Annotated in this window: 17 protein-coding genes, 1 tRNA gene and 1 pseudogene; 11 read left to right on the top strand and 8 right to left on the bottom strand. The window is 65.8% G+C overall.

Features of this window, described 5'->3' with window-relative positions:
• Nucleotides 1-12: 12 nt before the first annotated feature.
• The 5 genes and pseudogenes from CHINAEXTREME_RS12995 to CHINAEXTREME_RS13015 all read left to right on the top strand — a co-directional run bounded on the left by CHINAEXTREME_RS12995 (nucleotide 13) and on the right by CHINAEXTREME_RS13015 (nucleotide 5474).
• Nucleotides 13-249 carry a hypothetical protein gene (locus tag CHINAEXTREME_RS12995; protein ID WP_007141783.1) on the top strand — a complete coding sequence of 79 codons (237 nt, stop codon included), beginning with the start codon at nucleotides 13-15 and terminating at the stop codon, nucleotides 247-249.
• Nucleotides 250-357: 108 nt separating this feature from the next.
• The gene (locus CHINAEXTREME_RS13000) at nucleotides 358-843 is read left to right on the top strand and encodes an RNA-binding protein (protein ID WP_007141784.1); all 486 of its coding nucleotides are present in this window, start codon (nucleotides 358-360) and stop codon (nucleotides 841-843) included.
• A 290-nt stretch (nucleotides 844-1133) separates the two neighbouring features.
• The gene (locus CHINAEXTREME_RS13005; RefSeq protein ID WP_007141785.1) at nucleotides 1134-2378 is read left to right on the top strand and encodes a cation:proton antiporter; all 1245 of its coding nucleotides are present in this window, start codon (nucleotides 1134-1136) and stop codon (nucleotides 2376-2378) included.
• Between the two features lie 94 nt (nucleotides 2379-2472).
• Nucleotides 2473-3624, top strand: coding sequence for an SPFH domain-containing protein (locus tag CHINAEXTREME_RS13010; protein ID WP_007141786.1), 1152 nt, complete (start codon nucleotides 2473-2475; stop codon nucleotides 3622-3624).
• Nucleotides 3625-3726: 102 nt separating this feature from the next.
• A pseudogene (locus tag CHINAEXTREME_RS13015) lies at nucleotides 3727-5474 on the top strand (YcaO-like family protein).
• 23 nt (nucleotides 5475-5497) lie between these two features.
• Here the strand turns inward: CHINAEXTREME_RS13015 and CHINAEXTREME_RS13020 are convergent.
• Nucleotides 5498-5959: a hypothetical protein gene (locus tag CHINAEXTREME_RS13020; protein ID WP_007141788.1), complete on the bottom strand. Its 462-nt coding sequence runs from the start codon at nucleotides 5957-5959 to the stop codon at nucleotides 5498-5500.
• 106 nt (nucleotides 5960-6065) lie between these two features.
• Here CHINAEXTREME_RS13020 and CHINAEXTREME_RS13025 point away from each other — a divergent pair, with 106 nt between their 5' ends.
• Nucleotides 6066-6569: a cupin domain-containing protein gene (locus tag CHINAEXTREME_RS13025; protein ID WP_007141789.1), complete on the top strand. Its 504-nt coding sequence runs from the start codon at nucleotides 6066-6068 to the stop codon at nucleotides 6567-6569.
• A 164-nt stretch (nucleotides 6570-6733) separates the two neighbouring features.
• On the opposite strand, the gene guaB is transcribed toward CHINAEXTREME_RS13025, so the two are convergent.
• A complete protein-coding gene (gene guaB, locus CHINAEXTREME_RS13030) occupies nucleotides 6734-8236 on the bottom strand; it encodes an IMP dehydrogenase (protein ID WP_007141790.1) in 1503 nt (500 codons plus the stop codon).
• A gap of 446 nt (nucleotides 8237-8682) precedes the next feature.
• On the opposite strand from guaB, the gene CHINAEXTREME_RS13035 reads away from it, so the two are divergent.
• The 3 genes from CHINAEXTREME_RS13035 to CHINAEXTREME_RS13040 all read left to right on the top strand — a co-directional run bounded on the left by CHINAEXTREME_RS13035 (nucleotide 8683) and on the right by CHINAEXTREME_RS13040 (nucleotide 10681).
• On the top strand, nucleotides 8683-9759 hold the full coding sequence (locus CHINAEXTREME_RS13035; RefSeq protein ID WP_007141791.1) for a DUF5794 domain-containing protein: 1077 nt from the start codon (nucleotides 8683-8685) through the stop codon (nucleotides 9757-9759).
• A 57-nt stretch (nucleotides 9760-9816) separates the two neighbouring features.
• Nucleotides 9817-9990, top strand: a tRNA-Trp gene (locus CHINAEXTREME_RS21495).
• 406 nt (nucleotides 9991-10396) lie between these two features.
• Nucleotides 10397-10681 (top strand): amphi-Trp domain-containing protein, encoded by a 285-nt coding sequence (locus CHINAEXTREME_RS13040; RefSeq protein WP_007141792.1) that lies wholly within the window; start codon nucleotides 10397-10399, stop codon nucleotides 10679-10681.
• A gap of 17 nt (nucleotides 10682-10698) precedes the next feature.
• Here CHINAEXTREME_RS13040 and CHINAEXTREME_RS13045 read toward each other — a convergent pair whose 3' ends face one another.
• Entirely contained in the window at nucleotides 10699-11223 is a 525-nt protein-coding gene (locus CHINAEXTREME_RS13045; protein WP_007141793.1) for a hypothetical protein, read from the bottom strand.
• A gap of 204 nt (nucleotides 11224-11427) precedes the next feature.
• On the opposite strand from CHINAEXTREME_RS13045, the gene CHINAEXTREME_RS13050 reads away from it, so the two are divergent.
• Nucleotides 11428-12270: a helix-turn-helix domain-containing protein gene (locus CHINAEXTREME_RS13050; RefSeq protein ID WP_007141794.1), complete on the top strand. Its 843-nt coding sequence runs from the start codon at nucleotides 11428-11430 to the stop codon at nucleotides 12268-12270.
• A gap of 446 nt (nucleotides 12271-12716) precedes the next feature.
• On the opposite strand, the gene CHINAEXTREME_RS13055 is transcribed toward CHINAEXTREME_RS13050, so the two are convergent.
• From CHINAEXTREME_RS13055 to CHINAEXTREME_RS13065, 4 genes are all read right to left on the bottom strand, one after another.
• The gene (locus tag CHINAEXTREME_RS13055) at nucleotides 12717-13454 is read right to left on the bottom strand and encodes a bacteriorhodopsin (protein WP_007141795.1); all 738 of its coding nucleotides are present in this window, start codon (nucleotides 13452-13454) and stop codon (nucleotides 12717-12719) included.
• On the bottom strand, nucleotides 13451-13603 hold the full coding sequence (locus tag CHINAEXTREME_RS21500; RefSeq protein ID WP_156875543.1) for a hypothetical protein: 153 nt from the start codon (nucleotides 13601-13603) through the stop codon (nucleotides 13451-13453). Before CHINAEXTREME_RS21500 ends, CHINAEXTREME_RS13055 begins: the two co-directional genes overlap by 4 nt.
• A gap of 167 nt (nucleotides 13604-13770) precedes the next feature.
• Entirely contained in the window at nucleotides 13771-14211 is a 441-nt protein-coding gene (locus tag CHINAEXTREME_RS13060; protein WP_029601655.1) for a hypothetical protein, read from the bottom strand.
• Nucleotides 14212-14400: 189 nt separating this feature from the next.
• A complete protein-coding gene (locus tag CHINAEXTREME_RS13065) occupies nucleotides 14401-16797 on the bottom strand; it encodes a methyl-accepting chemotaxis protein (RefSeq protein WP_007141797.1) in 2397 nt (798 codons plus the stop codon).
• A gap of 268 nt (nucleotides 16798-17065) precedes the next feature.
• Here CHINAEXTREME_RS13065 and CHINAEXTREME_RS13070 point away from each other — a divergent pair, with 268 nt between their 5' ends.
• Nucleotides 17066-17800: a bifunctional helix-turn-helix transcriptional regulator/GNAT family N-acetyltransferase gene (locus CHINAEXTREME_RS13070; RefSeq protein WP_007141798.1), complete on the top strand. Its 735-nt coding sequence runs from the start codon at nucleotides 17066-17068 to the stop codon at nucleotides 17798-17800.
• A gap of 123 nt (nucleotides 17801-17923) precedes the next feature.
• Here the strand turns inward: CHINAEXTREME_RS13070 and CHINAEXTREME_RS13075 are convergent, their stop codons facing one another.
• A complete protein-coding gene (locus CHINAEXTREME_RS13075; RefSeq protein ID WP_238593278.1) occupies nucleotides 17924-18652 on the bottom strand; it encodes a hypothetical protein in 729 nt (242 codons plus the stop codon).
• Nucleotides 18653-18683 lie beyond the last annotated feature (31 nt).

Genomic DNA, 18683 nt, shown 5'->3' on the forward strand with positions numbered 1-18683 from the left:
GAACTATCGGCTATGAGCTTCGAGGAAGACGACCACGTCGTCCTGCACGACGAGCACAGCGAATTCGACGGAGAGACCGGCACGATCACCCAGACGATGGAGTCCATGTTCGGCGACGTCACCTACACCGTCAGCTTCGAAGACGGGCAGGAAGCCGGCGTTCCCGAGGACGCCCTCGAGGCGGCCGACGAGGCCCCGGACGCCGACGATGAAGACGACGCCGACGCCGACGCCGAAGCCGACGAGTAACCGACTGGTCGTCGCCTCGCGCACCGCGTCGCGTTCCGCGTTCCGCGTTCCGCCGGAGGTCGACTCCGGCGACCGAACCTCGAGTTTCAGTACACTACCGAACCGCAGATGCCACAGATTCCGCTTCACTACGTCGACTTACGGACGTTCTGTTACGCCACGGAGGACGAAAAGCGCGTCGAGGAGGCGCTCCGGACGTTCCTTCCGGGCGATGACGACGAGAGCGATAGGGACGAGGACGAGGACGAGGACGAGGAGCCGTTCCCGATCGAACGCACCGAAAGCGAGGGCCACTACGGCGACCGGATCCTCGTCCTCTCCGCTCGCGTCGAGAACGCCGACGACGTCCGGTACGTCCTCTCGCGACTCGCCGACCTCGAGGAGTTCGACCGGCTGATCGACGAACTCGACGATCGGGTCACTGAGAACACCGAACTCTTCTTGCGACTGGACAAACAGGCCGCGTTCGGCGGGGACGTCCGACTCGGCGAGGGACTCACTTTCCGAGGGAAGGTCGAGGCCTACCCAGCGAAAAAAGAGCAAGCCGTCGAGAACGCGGAGGAAGTTCTCACGCGACTCCGCGACCAGGGGTGACCTACGGCCCCTCTGCGACTGACGGTCTTTGCCCTTCTCCCTTCTCTGCCCTCTTCGTCGCGGTTCCGACCGAGAGACTACGCCACCTCGAGCGGACGTGGTAATCGTCCTTTCAGGAATACCAACTCGCCGCGAAACGATCGAGCAACCCCTGGGCGACCCCCGACACTAACGTGGTCCCGGACCGATTGATTCGACCGGACCTGATGCCGCTGCCGGTCTGGGGCGCTCCCCCGACCAAGAATTGACGACGAAACCACAGCCGTCGGACCGTCAACGACAGGTGAGAAATGGTAGAAACAGTCTCGATCGACATCCTGAGTCTCCTGCTCGTACTGACCGTCGCGTGGATCTTCGGCGCGATCGCCGAGCGGTTCGGCTATCCGACGATGATGGGCGAACTGTTTGCCGGCATCGCCTTCGGGCCCGCCTTGCTCGGAATCTTACAGCCCTCGGAACTGCTCTCCGTGCTGGCCGAGTTCGGCGTGTTCATCCTGATGGTCTACGTCGGGATGGAGGTCGACCTCCGTGAACTGTTTCGGCTCGGTACCCAGTCGCTGCTGATCGCGTTCGGGGCTTTCGTCATCCCCTTCGGGATGGGGTTCGCGGCGGGCATCTGGCTGGACCTGTCGATCGGTGCGGCGCTGTTTCTCGGACTCGCGATGGCTGCGACGTCGCTTGCGACGAAGTCCCGCATCCTCGCGGACCTCGAGTTGCTCGACACGCGGATCGCGAACGTGTTGCTCGGCGGCGCGCTGGCTTCGGACGTCGGCGTTCTCGTCGTGTTCGCAGGTGTCGACAGCTACGTGACCGCGGGCGCGTTCGATCCGGCCGAACTCGGGATCATCATCGCCCAGGCGATCGGCTTTTTCGCGGTGACGCTCGTGCTCGGCTACCGCTTCCTGCCGGTCGCCTGGCGCACGATCGAACGCCAGCGCGAGCGATACGGCTTCGTCGACCGGACCACCGCGTTTACCTTCGCGTTGCTCGTCTCCCTGCTGTTCGCCCAGCTGGCGACGCTCGCCGACCTCCACATGATCATCGGCGGCTTCATGGCCGGCATGTTCCTCCGGCAGTCCGACGTCGAACCCGGGCTGTACGAGCACATGCACACCGTCATCTACGATCTCGCGATGGGGCTGTTCGCACCGGTCTTCTTCGTCACCGTGGGCTTCCAGATCACCTTCGGGGTGTTCTCCGATTCGTTCGTCATCCTCGCGGGCCTGGTTACCGTCGCCTTCCTCGGGAAGATCATCGGGTCGTGGCTGTTCGCCCTGCCGACATCGCTGACCTCGCGTGAGGGGCTGGTCGTCGGCTTCGGCATGAACGGCCGCGGAACGGTCGAAATCATCATCGCACAGGTCGCCTTCGAGGCCGGCGTCATCGGCCAGTCGCTGTTCTCGATCCTGGTCTTCATCGCCATCTTCACGACCGCACTCGTCCCGGTTACCGTCACCTGGGGTGTGCGACTGCTCGAGTCGGCGGACGAACTGGTCTACGTCGACACCACTCCACAGTCGTCCGGGTCGGAGTAACGCTGACGGCAAACCCAGCCCGTCGACGCGGGCGCCGATACTGAGCCGTCGTTAGGGGCCAAGTGTTATTCGGCTCGGCTCCCTAGTTTGCTTGATGGACATCCTCACACATATCCTCGTCGGGGGGCTGATGCAGGTCGGACTCGAGGATCCGCTGGTACTCGTCGGAGCGCTGGTGCTCGTGGTCGTCCTCGCGACCGTCTGGTCGATGGTCGAGATCGTCGACGCCTACAACAGGGGTGCACTGACCGTCTTCGGGGAGTACCGCAAACTGCTCGAGCCGGGACTGAACATCGTCCCGCCGTTCGTCTCGCGGGTCTACACGTTCGACATGCGGACCCAGACGATCGACGTCCCGAGCCAGGAAGCGATCACTCGCGACAACTCGCCCGTAACCGCCGACGCAGTCGTCTACATCCGGGTGATGAACGCCAAACGCGCGTTCCTCGAGGTCGACGACTACGAGCGCGCGGTCTCGAACCTCGCGCAGACGACCCTTCGCGCGGTGATTGGCGACATGGAACTCGACGACACCCTCAGCCGGCGCGAGATGATCAACGAGCGGATCCGCACAGAACTCGACGAACCCACGGACGAGTGGGGGATCCGCGTCGAGAGCGTCGAGGTCCGGGAAGTGACGCCCTCGCGGGACGTCAAGGGCGCGATGGAGCAACAGACCTCCGCAGAGCGTAAGCGTCGCGCGATGATCCTCGAGGCCCAGGGGGAACGACGCAGCGCGATCGAGAAGGCCGAAGGACAGAAGCAGTCGAACATCATCCGCGCCCAGGGTGAGAAGCAAAGCCAGATCCTCGAGGCCCAGGGTGACTCCATCTCGACCGTCCTGCGCGCTCGCTCCGCGGAATCGATGGGCGAACGCGCGGTCATCGACAGGGGGATGGAGACGCTCGAGCGGATCGGGCAGAGCGAGTCCACGACCTTCGTCATGCCACAGGAGCTGACCTCGATGGTCGGTCGCTACGGCAAACACCTCTCGGGCAGCGACGTCGCCGAGGGGAACGGCAAACTCGAGAGCCTCGAGTTCGACGAGGAGACCCGCGAACTGATCGGCCTGGACGACATCGCCGAGATCATCGGCGAGATCGAGGAAGCCGAGATGGACGTCGAGGCGATGGAGAAGGAGGCCCAGGCGATCAAGGAGGGCGAGGACATGCCGTCGGAGGGCGGAGACGTCGTCGACGTTCCGGAGACGCGCCAGGACGGCGGATCGGATGCCGACGGCTCCTGACGATCGGAGCTGCGACTCCCGGTGCGTGCCGTCCGGAAAACCGCGGGAAGGGGGCCGGGAACGAGCGCGGCTCTTTTGCCCCCTCCCCGTGACCGTTCGGGTATGCAAGTCCACGTCGTCGGCGACGACCCGGTCTATTCGGCCGTCGTCGCCGCGCTCGGTGACGTCGACGTCACCGTCGAAGACGCGACCCCGGACGAGCTCGCGGACGCGCGCTTCGCAGTCGTCGGGGACGTCGCCGGGGCAGCGACTTTCGAACGGGCGAACGAGTCGGCCCTGGCCGGCGACACTCCCTGGATCGCCGTCGAGATCGGCGGCGTCGGCGGCCAGCCGCTGTCGACCGTCGACGCCGCGGTGTCGGGGTTCGCCCCCGGAGCGGGAACGGGCTGTTTCGACTGCCTCCGGGCACGCGTCGCCTCCCACGTCGGGGACGCGGACGAGAGCCCGCAGGCAGACCGCAGCGCGGCCCGACTCGCCGGCGCGATCGCCGGTCGCGAGTGCGTCCGCGTGTTCTCGGGTGACGAACGATCGATCGTCGGCAGCGTCGTCGAACTCCCGCACCAGCGCCGACGGTTCCTCCCGGTTCCCGGCTGTGGCTGTGCGGACGGGGACGAACGGGACCGTACCCTCAGCCGCGACGACGACGCGCTCGCCCTCGAGATGGCCGTCGAACGTGTCGAGGCTGCGATCGACGACCGTGTAGGTATCGTCGAGAGCATTGGCGAGGTCGAGTCGTTCCCCGCTCCCTACTACCTGGCGACGAACGCCGACACCTCGGTCTACAGCGACGCGGACGCGCCGACCCAGGCCGCCGGAGTCGCGACCGACTGGAACGCGGCCCTGATGAAAGCCGTCGGCGAGGGCCTCGAGCGGTACTGTGCCGGCGTCTACCGCGAGTCGGCGTTCGTCCACGCGAGCGAGGACGACCTCGAGGCAGACGGCGAAACCGCGGTATCGCCGACCGCGCTCGTCCGGCCCGACGACGCGCCCGCCTACGACTCGAGCGAGGAGCACCGGTGGGTCCCCGGTGAAAACCTCGCGACCGGGGACCAGGCCCACCTGCCGGCCGCGGCCGTCCAGTTCCCACAGCCCGGCCCGCGGCTCGTCCCCGCGATCACGACCGGGCTCGGCCTCGGCTCCTCGACGGTCGATGCCCTGCTATCCGGGCTGACCGAGGTCATCGAGCGCGACGCGACGATGCTCGCGTGGTACTCGACGTTCGACCCGCTCGGGCTGGCCGTCGACGACGAGGCGTTCGACGCCCTCGAGCGACGCGCACGCAGCGAGGGGCTGTCGGTGACGCCGCTGCTCGTGACCCAGGACGTCGACGTGCCGGTCGTCGCGGTCGCGGTCCACCGCGATCCGGCCGCCGCGCCCGTCGACGAGACCGCGGACGAGTGGCCCGCGTTCGCCGTCGGCTCGGCGGCCGGTCTCGACGCGACCGCGGCCGCGGTCGCCGCACTCGAGGAAGGGCTACAGAACTGGATGGAGTTGCGGAACCTCGGCCCCGACGACGCCGACGAGGCCTCGGGCGCGATCGGCGAGTACGCCGCGTTCCCCGAGCGAGCGCAGTCGTTCGTCGACGTCGAGCGGACGATCCCCGCGGCGAGTGTTGGGCCCGATCCCGTCCCGACCGGCGCGGACCGGCTCCCCCCGGTCTCACGCCGTACGCGGCCCGGCTGACGACCCGGGACGTCTCGTCGATCGGGTTCGAGGCCGTTCGCGTCGTCGTCCCCGGGGCGCAGCCGCTGTTTACCGGCGAGCCGTACTTCGGCGAGCGCGCACGGAGCGTGCCCGAAGATCTGGGGTTCGAGCCGCGGCTCGAGCGGGCGTTCCACCCCTATCCGTAGGGCGGCGGACGGCGGCCGGAAAATCAGTCGTCGGACTCGGACTCGTCGTCGGTCGTTTCCTCGGTCGGACCGCCGTCGACGGTCGTGTTCCCCTCGTCGTCGCCGCGGTGGACGTCGATGACCAGGTCGTCGTCCCGGACGTAGACGTTCACGTGTCGGGTCTCCGGCGTGATCGAGACCTCCCTGATCTCTTCTTGCTCGGTGCCGTCGAACTTGATGACCCGGAACCGCTGGTCGGTCCGCTCGAGATGCTGGGGCATCGCCCGCTCGCCGGGCGTCACGGTGAAGCTCTCGTCGTAGGTCTGTCGGTTGGTCTCGGACTCGTGGGCCTCGAGGCGCAGGTTGTAGGAGTCGTCGGCTTCGTTGACGATCTCGAGGGTGACGACGCCCTGAACGCTGAAGTGTTCTCGAACGCCCTCGAGACAGCCGGCGAGGCCGGCCATCGTCGCGACGCCCGCGGTCCGGAGTACCGTGCGACGGTTCACGACGAATCGTCGGGGCCGGACAAAGGTAGGCGTTACTCTTCGCCGGGGAGCGATTTGACGTGTCCTCGGCCCAGGGATTTTTGTCAATCCATACGGACGACGTGGCATGGAGAAAGTCACGATCGACGACGTCGAGACCCAGCCGAACCCGATGGGCGTCCACTCGATCAGACGCCCGATCTCGGCGGCGCTTGGCTGTACCGATTTCGCGATGAACTACTTCGAACTCGAGCCCGGCGAGTCCTTCTCCGGCGGCTATCACACCCACCACGACCAGGAGGAAGTCTTCTACGTCCAGTCGGGGACGGCGACGTTCGATACCGAGAACGGGGAGGTCGCCGTCGACGCGGGCGAGGTGATCCGGTTCGCCCCCGGCGAGTTCCAGCACGGCTACAACGCCGAGGGCGCAACCGAACCCGTCGTCGGGTTCGCCTTCGGCGCGCCCGGGCCGAGACACGACTGGGACGAGATCGAGTCGGTGGTCCACTGTCGGGAGTGCGACGCGGAACGGGGACACGGGCTGGAACTCACGGACGACGGCGCGTTCCGGATGGAGTGTACCGAGTGTGGCACCGCGTTCACGATCGGTGGGGCGGGCGACTCCGCGTGACTGGCACGGATGTGGGCAGGTGGCCCGCGTCAGGTCTGCCGAACGCCGGATAACGGAGCGGTCGCGATCCGACCGAAGAAGGGCGGGAAAGTGGGAACGGGCTCCTGTCTCGAGCCGATGGGCGAACCACCTGACGAACGTCGCGTCGCTCGAGGGGGGTTCCGTCAGTTACCGTCGGGCGAGTAGTTCGGCGCCTCGTCGGTAATGACGACGTCGTGGGCGTGGCTCTCGGCCTGGCCGGCCGAGGAGACGCGGACGAACTCGCTGCGTTCCTTGAATTCGGGGATCGTTTCGGCGCCGACGTAGCCCATCCCGGACTGCATCCCGCCGGCGAGCTGGTGGAGTTCGGACTTGAGAGTGCCCTTGTACGGCGTCGCGGCCTCGACGCCCTCGGGGACGTAATCCTCCTCCTCGTCGGGTTCCTCCTTGAGGTAGCGGTCGCTGTCGCCGGATTTCATCGCGCCGACCGAGCCCATGCCGCGGTACTGCTTGTACTTCTTGCCGTTCATGGTGACGACACGACCCGGCGCTTCGTCCGTGCCGGCGAAGTACGAGCCGAGCATGACCGCGTCGGCACCGGCGGCGACGGCCTTGATCGCGTCGCCGGAGTAACGGATGCCGCCGTCGGCGATGACGGGCACGTCGTGTTCGCTCGCGACGTCCGCGACCTGCGCGACGGCCGTGATCTGGGGCATCCCCGCCCCGGAGACGACGCGGGTCGTACAGATCGAACCCGGCCCGATACCGACCTTGATGCCGTCCGCGAAGTCGACCAGTTCCGCCGCGGCCTCGCGCGTGCCGACGTTGCCGACGACGACGTCCGCGTCGACCGACTCCTTGATGTCGCGTGCGCCCTCGATGACGTTCCGGTTGTGCGCGTGTGCGGTATCGATGAAGAGGACGTCGGCGCCGGCCTCGTCGGCGGCCGCGGCGCGGTCCTCCTCGAAGGGACTGACCGCGACGCCCAGGCGAAGTCGACCGTCCTCGTCGCGGACGGCCTCGCTGTACTCCCGGCGCTGGAGGATCCCCTGCATCGTGACGAGCCCGACGAGGAGGTTCTCGTCGTCGACGACCGGGACGCGTTCGATCTTGTGCTCGTACATCAGGTCGAACGCGTCGCGGGGATCGACGCCCTCGTCGACCGTGATGACCTCGTCGGTCATCGCCTCCGTGACGGGGTCGTCCTCGTTGACCTCGAGGTGGGGCCGGATGTCCGTACTCGAGATGATACCCAGCACCTCGCCGCGGGTGTTGACGACGGGTGCACCGCCGACACCCTCGTGGGCCATCAGGTTGTCGACCTCGCGGACGGTCATCTCCGGGTCCGCGGTGACGACGTCGTCGTAGGGGATCACGAGTTCGTCGGCGCTTTTGACGCGCTCGATCTCCTCGACCATCTCGTCGATGTTCATGTTCCGGTGGAGGACGCCGAGACCGCCGTGTCGAGCCATCGCGATTGCCATCTCGCTCTCGGTGACGGTGTCCATCGCGGCCGAGAGGATCGGGACCGACACCTCGACGTTCGTGGAGACTCGCGAGGAAAGGTCGGCGTCGTCGGGTTCGACTCGGCTCTCTTTCGGCCGGAGAAGGACGTCGTCGAACGTCAGCGCTTCCGGTACCTGGAGTTTCGAAGAATAGGGCTCGTGCTCTGGAACGTCGTTCGCCATGTAAACCGTCCGAACCCGCGGGTGAAAAGCGTTGCGAGATTGACCACGTCGGCGACCCACTGTCCGTTATCGAGACACACGTTACGCGGTAGCAGCACCCAATAAACGGCAGATCCGTACATTACGACCCGAATATGGCTGTTAGTGTCGGAGACCAAATGTATCGTGAAACGCCGTCTCACACAACGTTTATGGACAATCCGGCCGTCCGTCTGGATATGCACGCTGTGAGTTCCAGCGAAGCCCGAATCGGTGGTCGGATGAGTGCGGTCTCCGCCTCCAGCTTTAAATTCGGGAATACACGAAAACTCACAGCACGAGGCCTCAACCGGACGATCTGGCAACCGATTATTCGGTCATGGTGCCAGGTTCATTCCCACAGTTACCATCGGGATCGTCCGTCATATCACCCATCGGCCTCGGGTCATGGCCATCGACCCTGAGAAATGAGCGCCTCTGAACATCCGGTTGCACTCCGCCTCGAGTCATTAGTCGGTGGTAACGCCAAGTTGCTCGCCCTCGTGATGATGCTCCCGCTGATCGACGGGGTCTTCCCGGCCCTGATCCTGGCGGGAGCCCTGGACGAGCCCCTGGGCGCTATCCAGGTCGGGCTGCTGATCTTCGGCGGGAGCGCGACGGTGGCGGTCATCCTCGCGGAGATGACCGGATCGCCCCGCGAACAGGCCGGCGTCGTCCTGCTGGTCGGGATCCCGTTGATCCTGCTCTCGGCAGTACAGGCTGCGCTCGCGCCGGCGATCGAGAGCGTCATCGACATCCTGATCTTCGAGCGGTTCGCGGCCCTGGTGATCCTCGCGATCGCCGCGAAAACCGCCAGCGCAACGGTCGGCGAGTACCTGCCCAGCCCCGGTGTCATCATCGGGCTGGGGCTGGTCGCGAGCATCGACCCCACCGGGATGAACCTGGTGCTGATGAACGACCCCGCGCTGGTGGCCAACTCCGTGCTGGCCGCAGCCATCGGCGTCGCCTTCGCACTGGCCGTCGCGCTGAGCGGCCCCTACCTGCGCGAGTACATGGATCTGGACCGGTTCCGGTTCGGCAGCGCCGTCGCGCTCGGCCTGTTGCCGATGGCGCTGGTCGCGGACGCCTTCGGGCAGGCACCGCTGGCTGCGCTGATCGTCGCCGCCATCTTCGCGATCGACCCGCCGCTCGAGCGCGCAGAGGACGAGGAAGAGGAGTTCACGGCCCCCGCGGTCGGGACGGGACCGCTGCCCGACGGCGGGAGCTGGGGGTCGGGTTCGGACTCGGGTTCCAGTCAGAGTACGAGTCCGCGTCCGTCCACGACCACCACCACGACCACGAGCGCAAGCGCGAGTGCGAGCGTCAACCCCCGCCATCCGACCGTCGAACACGGAGCGAACAGAGCCGGCCCCGACCTCGAGTCCGACGACGGAACGGATGGGGAACCCGAGAACGAAGACGAAACGGAGAGCGAGGACGAAACCGAGGAGACCTACCCCGGGGACGACACCACGGACACGGCCGGTCGGGCCCCGTGGCTGTGACCTCGGCGTAACTCGAATCGAAACCACTTTAGGGAAAACCCCCCTACGAAATGGCGAGGGGTTGTGGCCAAGCCAGGTATGGCGACTGACTCCAGAGGCACGCGCCCGGGACGACACTCCAGACTGATATACTGATCGGACGCCTGATCAGCGTCCGTGTGATGACCCTCTGGAGTTCCGAGGCGCACCGGAGATATCAGTCGATCGGGGGTTCAAATCCCTCCGACCCCACTGTATTTTGCCGCGAACAAGCTCGTGAGCGGCAAATACGTGATGTCGGCGGATTCGAGCCCAGAGGACGAGCGGAGCGGAGTCCTCGCGATTCAAATCCCTTCGACCGCACTTTCGTTATCACGCTCTCAGGGGCCAGTAGCGAACGGTTCGTCGACCGACTCGAGAACGCGACGCCCGTCCCGACGCCCCGGTCGAGCGGTTGACTCCGATGAGCCCCGTCGCTCCTTTAAGTTACTCTGGTTACAAGGTGGAGATATGACGGGAAGTCGTTCTCCCGGAACGCTACTCGGGTAGTTACTTCTCCGGTCTTCGCACTCGAGTCAACTGCACCTCCCACGGGGACCGTCGACTCCTGGGACACTCCGGGAGCGAACTATTTATCTGCGCGACACGTAGGTAACCTATGCCGGAGAAAGTCCTCTTCGAATCCGAGAGCAGCCAGGACCGCGCCGCCATCGCCGACTACCTCCGCCGGGTCGCGGACAATCTCGAGGCCGGCGAGGCCATCACGCTCTCGGCGGGCGATCAGTCGGTGACGATGGAGCCGCCGGCCCGCCCCACCTTCGAGGTGAAGGCCGAACGCGAGGGCCCGACCGACGGGCCGGGCGAGTTGAGCGTCGAGTTCGAACTCGAGTGGGACGAGGGCGCGGGCGGAGGCGACGGCAACGGCGAACTGCGGATCGAGTGATCCGCACAGTATCAGTATCAGTGTAAGGTCCCGTCTCGTACCTTGTCGTCGTAGGCGAACAGCGCGTAGCCGACCTCGGCGACGCTGTACCCCGTCTCCGCGGCGATCTCGCGGATCGGGCCGATCATCGTCACGTAGTCGGCCGCGTCGAACGACTCCTTGCGCCCCTCGAGGTAGTCCAGTCGCTCGAGCGACGCCCAGACACGGGTATCGACGACGGCGTGGCGGTCCGGATCGTAGGCGGCGAGCACGCACGACGCCGTCGGCGCCTTGAACCCCGACAGGCCGGTCAGCAGGTGGATCTTCGAGAAGTCGTCCTCGACGATGAGGACGTTCTCCGTGACGGTGCGACACCGTTCTTCGGGGTTCTTCTCTACGTGGTAGGCGCTGCGTGTCGAGGACTCGTAGGCGATTTCGTACAGTTGGTCGCGGGTGAGATACCCCTGGTCGCGGTACGTTTCGCCGAACTCCTCGAGGCGACTCGGGAGTACGCCCTGGGTTTCGGCGTAGTACTCGAGGTTATCAGCGACGAACGACTCCATGGCGGGGTGTGTGAAGGGCGAGTACTCGGACGTTTCGTTTCGGGAGCCTGTCGGCGCCGCTCGCGTGTCGGACCGATCATTTGATTCGAACGACCGGTCAACGTAGTCGACCGTCGGGTTCGACTGACTCTCACTGCGATTGGGTGGCGGGAAAGGCTACCGGAAGGGAAATCCGTCTATATGCGTTCGTGGTGGACTGTCGTGATGACCACGGTCGTCGAACTCGAGATTCCGGCTGATCGGCTCGGATTCGCACGAACGTTCGACCGCGTGTCGACGTTCGAGTTTCGGATCGGCGGACTGATCGGCGACTCGGCACCGCTGGTTCGAGTGGCTGGACCCGATCGGCACACTGTCGACGACGCGCTCGAGGCCGACCCGTCGGTCGAGGTGATTGCGAGCGTGGCGGACCGTGCAAACGTCGGAGGGCCGGACTCGGACGGAAGCGTGGCAGCCAGCGACGCAGAAGCGGGGTCGGCGGAGTCGAACGCGACGTTCGATGTCACCGCATCGGAGGCCAACGTCGGGACCGCCGCGGCGAGTCGGACTCATAGGGAGCGTGGACGGGCCGCCCCTTCGAACGGGGAATCGGGTCCCGATCGGGGCCAGTGGCTGTACCGTCTCGATTTCCGGGACGGTCTCAAACTGTTCCAGCAGATCGTCGCCGAGAACGACGGCGCGATCCTCGCTGCCCACGGCCGCGACGGACGGTGGTCGTTGCAGTTGCTCTACCACGATCGGGAGTCGGTTTCGGCCAGCCACGATCTGTTCGGACAGTACGACTTCCGGGTCGAAGTGACCCGTATCAGCACTCCCGAAGACCTCGAGCGCGAGCGGACGCCGCTGACGGAGACCCAGTACGAGACGATCGTGGCGGCCCACGAACTGGGCTACTTCGATGTCCCCCGGAGAATCACCCTCGAGGAGCTGGCGGCCGAACTCGACGTCTCCCACCAGGCGCTCTCGGAGCGGCTCCGCCGGAGCCACGCCGCGCTCATCAGCGCGGAGCTCTCGGCGCGGCTGTCGCCGGCGGGGATCGACCCCTGAGCGGGGTGTCCGTTCGACCTCGTAGCCGCTCGTCTCGAGCACTACCCTCCCGTCCTTTTGCTGTACCGGTCGGAACCCGTCCGATCACGCGTTTCGGCAGCGATCCTGCTCCACCATAGACAGTTTTACCAAATACAGCTCCAAAAATGCAGTTCTATGAATCGATTGTCTAATTATATGCGCACAATGGTCGTAGTTGCGGCAACGAATAGATTTATTGTTGGACATAACATTGGTGGTCATGTCGGCGCGACGCCGACTCCCCGACGCATCGCACCCGAACAAACGCTGTGAGTGCCGGTGGAACACTCGTGCTCGAGCGGCGCCGTGGCTACCCGTGGCTGTGTGGCCGCCGCGCTGCCTTCTTTGACCGATTACGACCCCAGAGCGGTTCGACCGTCCCGACCAGAAGACGTCGAACGGACCATCGCCCGCTGTCGTAGCCGTCAGTCCACGGGATTTGCGTCGTGACCGAGGTCCCCGCTCGAGACGTCACGTGGGGCGTCGGTCCCGGCGGCCGTCGCCTCGAGCGCGTCGACGTGGCGCAGGACGATGCCCCCCAGACCCGCGAGCAGGACGACGTCGATGTAGGTCGCCGCGACCTGCCCGACGAACATATCGACCAGCGCCAGGTTCTGTTCGGAGACGATCGCGACCGTCACCAGCCCGGCCCAGCCGAGGACGGTCAGGTACTTGAGCTTCGAGAAGAGGAGGAACCGTTCGCCGGTCGTTTCCCCCGCTCGTCGCGTGAACGGGACGAAAAGCAGGTAGACGACGAGCGCGAGCGCAGCGAGCATGCTCACCGAAACGAACAGTTCCGCGGTACCGCCGACGACCCAGGAGACGAGCGTCGCCCACTGGACCCACAGGATAGCCGCGAGCAGTATCGCCGCAATCCGTCGTCCAGCGCCGGCGACGGCTGCGAGCAGGTACGCAAACGCCGTCCACGTCCCGGTGTAGCCGAGAAACCGTGCAGCGGATTGCTCCCGCCCCGTCGTCTGGACAGTGAGAACCCCTGCCGACATGAGGAAGTACGCGACAGTCATGCTCGCAGTCCCCACCACGACCGCCAACCCGTACCGTCGGACGGCCGACGGGAGCCGCGCCGTCCAGACGGCAAACAGGAGCGCAAGTGTGCCCAGCGCACCTCCCGAGAGGACGTAGACTGTCGATTCCGGGATCACGATAGACCCCCTCCGTCGGTCGCCTCGCTCGAGCGTAGTGCGTCGATCGTTGCGGTTCCGGTCGCAGTCCCGTCCCGGATTTCGATCGCGGTCCTGCTCCGAGCGCCCTCACCCACCAGTATCTCGAGCGCCGAGGTGTTCGCGGCCATAGTGCCACGCGGACACATTACATTCAGCAATATGAAATTTCGGGACGGATGAAACGTCTGCCGCTACCGGTCGGTCGACTCGAGAAAGGCACCGGAAGCCGACGGACGGAACCGGCGAGACGGAGTCGAAGAGCGGATCCACCTGCGAATTTCCCGGCGACCGTCAGTCAGCGCGGGAGAGATGCTACGCCGGCCGTCCGCTTCTCGAGGGCTCGATGAGCGTAGAAGGCGACGGAGAAGTCCTGCGGACTGGGGAGCGAACAGGCGAGCCAGCCGATCGCTGCCGCCGTCGCCAGCGGGGACGCGAGCCACCCGTCGCCGACGAACCCGACCACGAACACCGGTGCGGAGAGCAATGCCGGGGCGAGCGCGGCACAGCGCAGGAGCCAGGCAGGGTCTCGGTCCGTCGGATTCGGACGGACGACGGCCCAGGGACAACTCGCGAGCAACCCCAGCGGACCCGACTCGTGCCCAGGGAAGAACGACACGTCGTAGTCTATCCCCCCGAGTCGAAGCACCGCGGCGTGGGCCCACTCGTGGACGACCAGTCCCACCGCTACTGTGCCCAGGAGCACACAACCCGCCACCAGGGGAGCCGTTCCGATCATGTCTCGCGCGAGATCCGCCCGGCCGGTTCGTCGATCGGGGGCAACTCCACGCAGTTGCTCTCTGAGAACGGTATCCGGAAGTCTAACAGGCTTCATCGGTTCGGGTATTAAGTCGGGCCGGATCACTCTCGGAGACCTACCAGGACGCGCCTCGACCGGTCGTCGGTTTGTGGGGAGGATGAACGTCAGCTAGTCGTCCGAGACGATAGAATCGACGTCGGCGGCGTCGACATCGTCGTTCGACGCTTCGTCCGAATTCCCGTCCGTCTCGAAGCGGGAGACGAGCGTCCGCAACTCGTCTGCACGTCCCGACAGCGACTCCGAACCGGTCGCGATCCGTTCGACCGCGCTCGTCTGTTCCTCCGCGGCGGCCGAGACGTTCGCTGCCTCTTTCGCGGTCCGATCGCTGACCGACGTGACGTCGTCGACCATCGTCGTGACTTCCTGTGCGGACGCCGCCTGGTCGTCGGTCGCTTCGTTGATCGACTGGATACCCGCGTTGGCATCCGCGACCTGCTCGACCATCTCCTCGAGCGCCGAGACCGTCTCGTCGATCGTCTCGCGGCCGTGTTCGACCTCCGACTGCATCTCGAACATGTCTTCGGCCACCGACGACGTCGAGTCCTCGACCGCTTCGATCAGTCGCTCGACCTCGTCGGTCGCCTCGGCGGTCTCCTCGGCCAGCGACTTGACCTCGTCCGCGACGACGGCGAACCCGTCCCCGCCGTCGGTCGCCGCCGCGGCCTCGATCGAGGCGTTGATCGCAAGGAGGTTCGTCTGGTCGGCGATGTCGTCGATCAGCGCGACGACCTCCTCGATGCGCTCGACTTCCGCCTGGAGCGTCTCCATCTCCCCGACGGTATCCTCCGTCTTCGATTCGATCGCCGCCATCGACTCCCTCGCCCCGCGTGCGGTTCGCTGGCCCTCCCGTCCGACCGTCGCAGCCTGTTCCGACTGGCCGGCCACGTTTGCGGACGAGGACGCGATCTCCTCGACCGTCGCCGAGAGATCGCTCATCTCCGAGGCCGCCGTCGTCAACTTCTCGTTCTGGCGTTCGGCTCCGGCCGAGATCTCCTCGATGCTCTCGGCGACCTCCGCACTCGAGGCCCGGACCTCCTCCGTCGAGGCCGTTACCTCGGAACTCTTCTCGTCGACGCGCTGTGCGACGGTCTGGATCCGAACGACCATCCCCTCGAGGTCCTCGAGCATCCGGTTGAGCGACTCGCCGATCTCGGTCATGGCCCGGCTCTCGCTTTCGGTGTCGAGCCGTCGAGTCAGGTCGCCGTCCGCCGCCGCGTCGATCGTCTCGCTGTACGCCGTCGCCTTCTCCTCCAAGTGCTCGCTGAGCGCTTCCGCCTCGGCTTTGGCCCGCTGTGCGTCGGCCTGTGCCTCCTCCGCTGCGGCCTTGGCCTCCCGGGCGCGTTCGCGTTCGGCCTCGGCCTCCGCCGCCCGCTGTTCGACCTCGTCGAGTTGCTCCTTGAGCGTGTCCCGAATGCGGGCGAACAGGGCCGCCAACTGCCCGAACTCGTCGGTTCTGGAGCGGTCGATACTGACCTCGAGGTTCCCCTCCTCGATCTCTTCGGCGTACCCGGTCATCGTCCCGAGCGACTCGTTGATGTCGCGCGAGATGAGCACGCCGACGACTCCGAAGCCGACGATCGAGACCGCGATCAGGACCAGGATACTTCGCGAGACGTCGCCGACGGTCCCGAAGACTTCGCTCTCCGGCGCGACGACGGTGACCGCCCACGGTTTCTGCTGGATCGGGACCGTCGTGACGACGACCTGGTCGTCGTCGACGAGTTCGTGGTCGATCCTCGCGGCGTCCGTCCGTGATTCCCTGACGTTCTCCTGGAGGTGTGGGAGTTCCTCGAGGAGGAAGTAGTCCTCGAGGATCGCGTCGGAGTCGCTGGCGAGCGCGACCTCGCCGGTCCGCGTCGAGACGACGTCGATCTTGGCGCCGTCGACGGGCGGCGTCAGTAACCGGCCCTGTTTCGTCAGGTCGACCGTGACGACGACCGCGTGGTCCTCCTGGCCGACGACTGGACTGACGAACCCCATTCGCTTCTCGCCGTTCGTCTCGTACGGTTCGAAGGACCGCACGTCGCCCGGCCCGTCGAACGCGGACCCGTCGACCGCCCACGGACGGTCGCCGCGGACCTCCTGGCCGTCCTGTACGGGGTGGGAGCTAACGGTGATCGTCCCCGTCTCCATGTCGTAGTAGTGGATCGATCGAACGCTGTTGGGCAGGATATCGAGGTTCGTTTGCAACTCCCCTCTGATTCGCTCCGTGTCGCCCTCGGCGAGCGCTTCGCTCTCGGAGATGCGGACGGCGTCGGCGTTCCGATCGACGATGAACTCCTCGATTCCGTCCGCTTCGCGTTCGGCGGCCGTCAACAGTGTCTCCGTCGAATCCGACTCGACGCTCGCCTGCACCGTGGTAAGCGTGATGTATCCCACGCCGAGAAGGATGATCGACAGAACGAGTATCGCGGCACCGATCTTGAAGAAATATCGGGACCGCAGACGATCGTACACCCCCCCAAACGGAGACGTACCCGACCCGTCGTCCTCCAGGTTTCTCATACTGCCCCATCAGATAGATGTCGATTAAACGTACTGGCCGAACGTGTGATCGAAACTGGGTTTGGACGGCATTTCTCGTATATCCAGTAACTTCCGGGCTCGCTATCGTCTTGTTCCGGCGAACTGGGTTGGACGACTGCTCAACACGGTACCGGCCGCTTTCGACAGCGAGGACGACGGTTCGATTGCGTCGACCGTTCACGGAGAGCGAACGTCTCACCTGCGTCCTGAGCGAAGGATTAAGTAATGTGGTCTGGTATAGCATGGCATGGAAATCGGCGAATCGCTCGAATTCGGGCACGAGGACCGGAAACGCATCTACGAGTACGTCGAGCGACACGGGGCCGCCGACCCGGACGAGACCCGGGACCACCTGGGGATCGATCCGAGCGGATTCCGCCACCACATCGCGATCCTCAAACGCGACGGCCGACTCGAGGAGGAAGACGGCAAACTCCGGGTCACGATCGACGCCGGGGCCGAAGAGGAGTACGTCTCCGAGGACCTCGAGTTCCACATCCGGCCGGCGCGCCAGGAGGACCTCTCGGGGATCGTCGGCGCGATCCGTCAGGTCGCCGAGGAGCGGACCTACATCGTCGCCGAGAGCGTCGCCGACGAGATCGACCACGAGGAGGCGCTGCTGCGACAGAACGAACTCGAGTCCCGGATGTTCTTCGTGGCGACGGTCGAGGAGGAGGTAGTCGGCTGGGTCCACCTCTACGCGCCGGAACTGGACAAGTTGAGCCACACCGCGGAACTCACCGTCGGTGTCCTCGAGGGCTATCGCGGCCACGGGATCGGCTCGCACCTGCTCTCGCGGGGCCTCGAGTGGGCAGGCACCAACGGGTACGAGAAGGTCTACCAGAGCGTGCCCTCGACTAACGTGGAGGCGATCGCGTTCCTCGAGGCCCACGACTGGGAGACCGAGGCCGTGCGGGAGGACCACTACAAGCTCGATGGCCACTACGTCGACGAGGTGATGATGGCGGTCGAACTCCGGTAACGTCGCTTCGACCCTGTCTCGCCCGTCTCGAGTCGTCTCGAGCGGTTCGTGCTGGCCGCCGAGCCACGACGTTCGTCCTCGAGTCCCGCCTTTTCCCGCACGACAGTCGCCTTCTCCCGACTGCTACGTGACCGCGATCCAGGACAGCGCGACCACGGTCACGAACGCGAGCGTCGCGACGCCGCGCGTGAGCCAGGGTTCCCACCGCTCGCGCCAGTCGTTGATGTGGACGGAGGGCGCGTTCTTGACCTGCTTGACGCCGTCCTCGGAGTGGTAGGTGAACACGATCGGCAGGGCATACTCGCCCGGCGGTGCACCCGCTCGAGTGTTGAGTTCGAAGATGTACGCCGGGTTCGCGTCGGCGTTCCCGTCGAGGGTCTTCCCTTCGAGAGCGTAGTCGCTCCTTCCGTCGGAACCCTCGCGGAAGACGACGGGATGGACGTAATCGCCCTGGGAGGGGGTCTCGGCATCGATTCGCGCTTCCGTGGGGCCGTCGCGTCCCGCTCGAGCATCGGAGGCCGCCGTCGCGTTCCGGCGAACCACGCCGGGATCCTCCAGGTCGATCACCTCCTCGTGGCCGTGAAAGACGCTGAGTTCGTTCTCCTCGACGCGATCGATCCCCGAGACGAAGACCCCGATCTCGATCCGTTCGCCGGGGTCGATCCGCGGCTGCCTGAGAAACACGTCGAGTTCGCTCTCCTCGAGCGTCCCTTCCCCCGAGACGAAGATGCTGATCTCGATACGCCCGTCCGCGTCGAACGTCGAGCCCTCGAGAAACGGCTCGATCGAGAGATCGTCTGATCCGGGTCCGGCGTCGGCTCGGCCGACCGCACCAGCGGACTCTCCTCCCATAAACGTCCGTGTATCCCGGGCCTGGAAGTTC

Origin of the sequence: Halobiforma lacisalsi AJ5 (genome assembly GCF_000226975.2) — an archaeon.
GTDB lineage: Archaea > Halobacteriota > Halobacteria > Halobacteriales > Natrialbaceae > Natronobacterium > Natronobacterium lacisalsi.

Coding starts and splice junctions, on each gene's coding strand:
- CHINAEXTREME_RS12995 (WP_007141783.1), top strand. CDS start 13: ATGAGCTTCGAGGAAGACGACCACGTCGTCCTGCACGACGAGCACAGC.
- CHINAEXTREME_RS13000 (WP_007141784.1), top strand. CDS start 358: ATGCCACAGATTCCGCTTCACTACGTCGACTTACGGACGTTCTGTTAC.
- CHINAEXTREME_RS13005 (WP_007141785.1), top strand. CDS start 1,134: ATGGTAGAAACAGTCTCGATCGACATCCTGAGTCTCCTGCTCGTACTG.
- CHINAEXTREME_RS13010 (WP_007141786.1), top strand. CDS start 2,473: ATGGACATCCTCACACATATCCTCGTCGGGGGGCTGATGCAGGTCGGA.
- CHINAEXTREME_RS13025 (WP_007141789.1), top strand. CDS start 6,066: ATGGAGAAAGTCACGATCGACGACGTCGAGACCCAGCCGAACCCGATG.
- guaB (WP_007141790.1), bottom strand. CDS start 8,236: ATGGCGAACGACGTTCCAGAGCACGAGCCCTATTCTTCGAAACTCCAG.
- CHINAEXTREME_RS13035 (WP_007141791.1), top strand. CDS start 8,683: ATGAGCGCCTCTGAACATCCGGTTGCACTCCGCCTCGAGTCATTAGTC.
- CHINAEXTREME_RS13040 (WP_007141792.1), top strand. CDS start 10,397: ATGCCGGAGAAAGTCCTCTTCGAATCCGAGAGCAGCCAGGACCGCGCC.
- CHINAEXTREME_RS13045 (WP_007141793.1), bottom strand. CDS start 11,223: ATGGAGTCGTTCGTCGCTGATAACCTCGAGTACTACGCCGAAACCCAG.
- CHINAEXTREME_RS13050 (WP_007141794.1), top strand. CDS start 11,428: ATGACCACGGTCGTCGAACTCGAGATTCCGGCTGATCGGCTCGGATTC.
- CHINAEXTREME_RS21500 (WP_156875543.1), bottom strand. CDS start 13,603: ATGGCCGCGAACACCTCGGCGCTCGAGATACTGGTGGGTGAGGGCGCT.
- CHINAEXTREME_RS13060 (WP_029601655.1), bottom strand. CDS start 14,211: ATGATCGGAACGGCTCCCCTGGTGGCGGGTTGTGTGCTCCTGGGCACA.
- CHINAEXTREME_RS13065 (WP_007141797.1), bottom strand. CDS start 16,797: ATGAGAAACCTGGAGGACGACGGGTCGGGTACGTCTCCGTTTGGGGGG.
- CHINAEXTREME_RS13070 (WP_007141798.1), top strand. CDS start 17,066: ATGGAAATCGGCGAATCGCTCGAATTCGGGCACGAGGACCGGAAACGC.
- CHINAEXTREME_RS13075 (WP_238593278.1), bottom strand. CDS start 18,652: ATGGGAGGAGAGTCCGCTGGTGCGGTCGGCCGAGCCGACGCCGGACCC.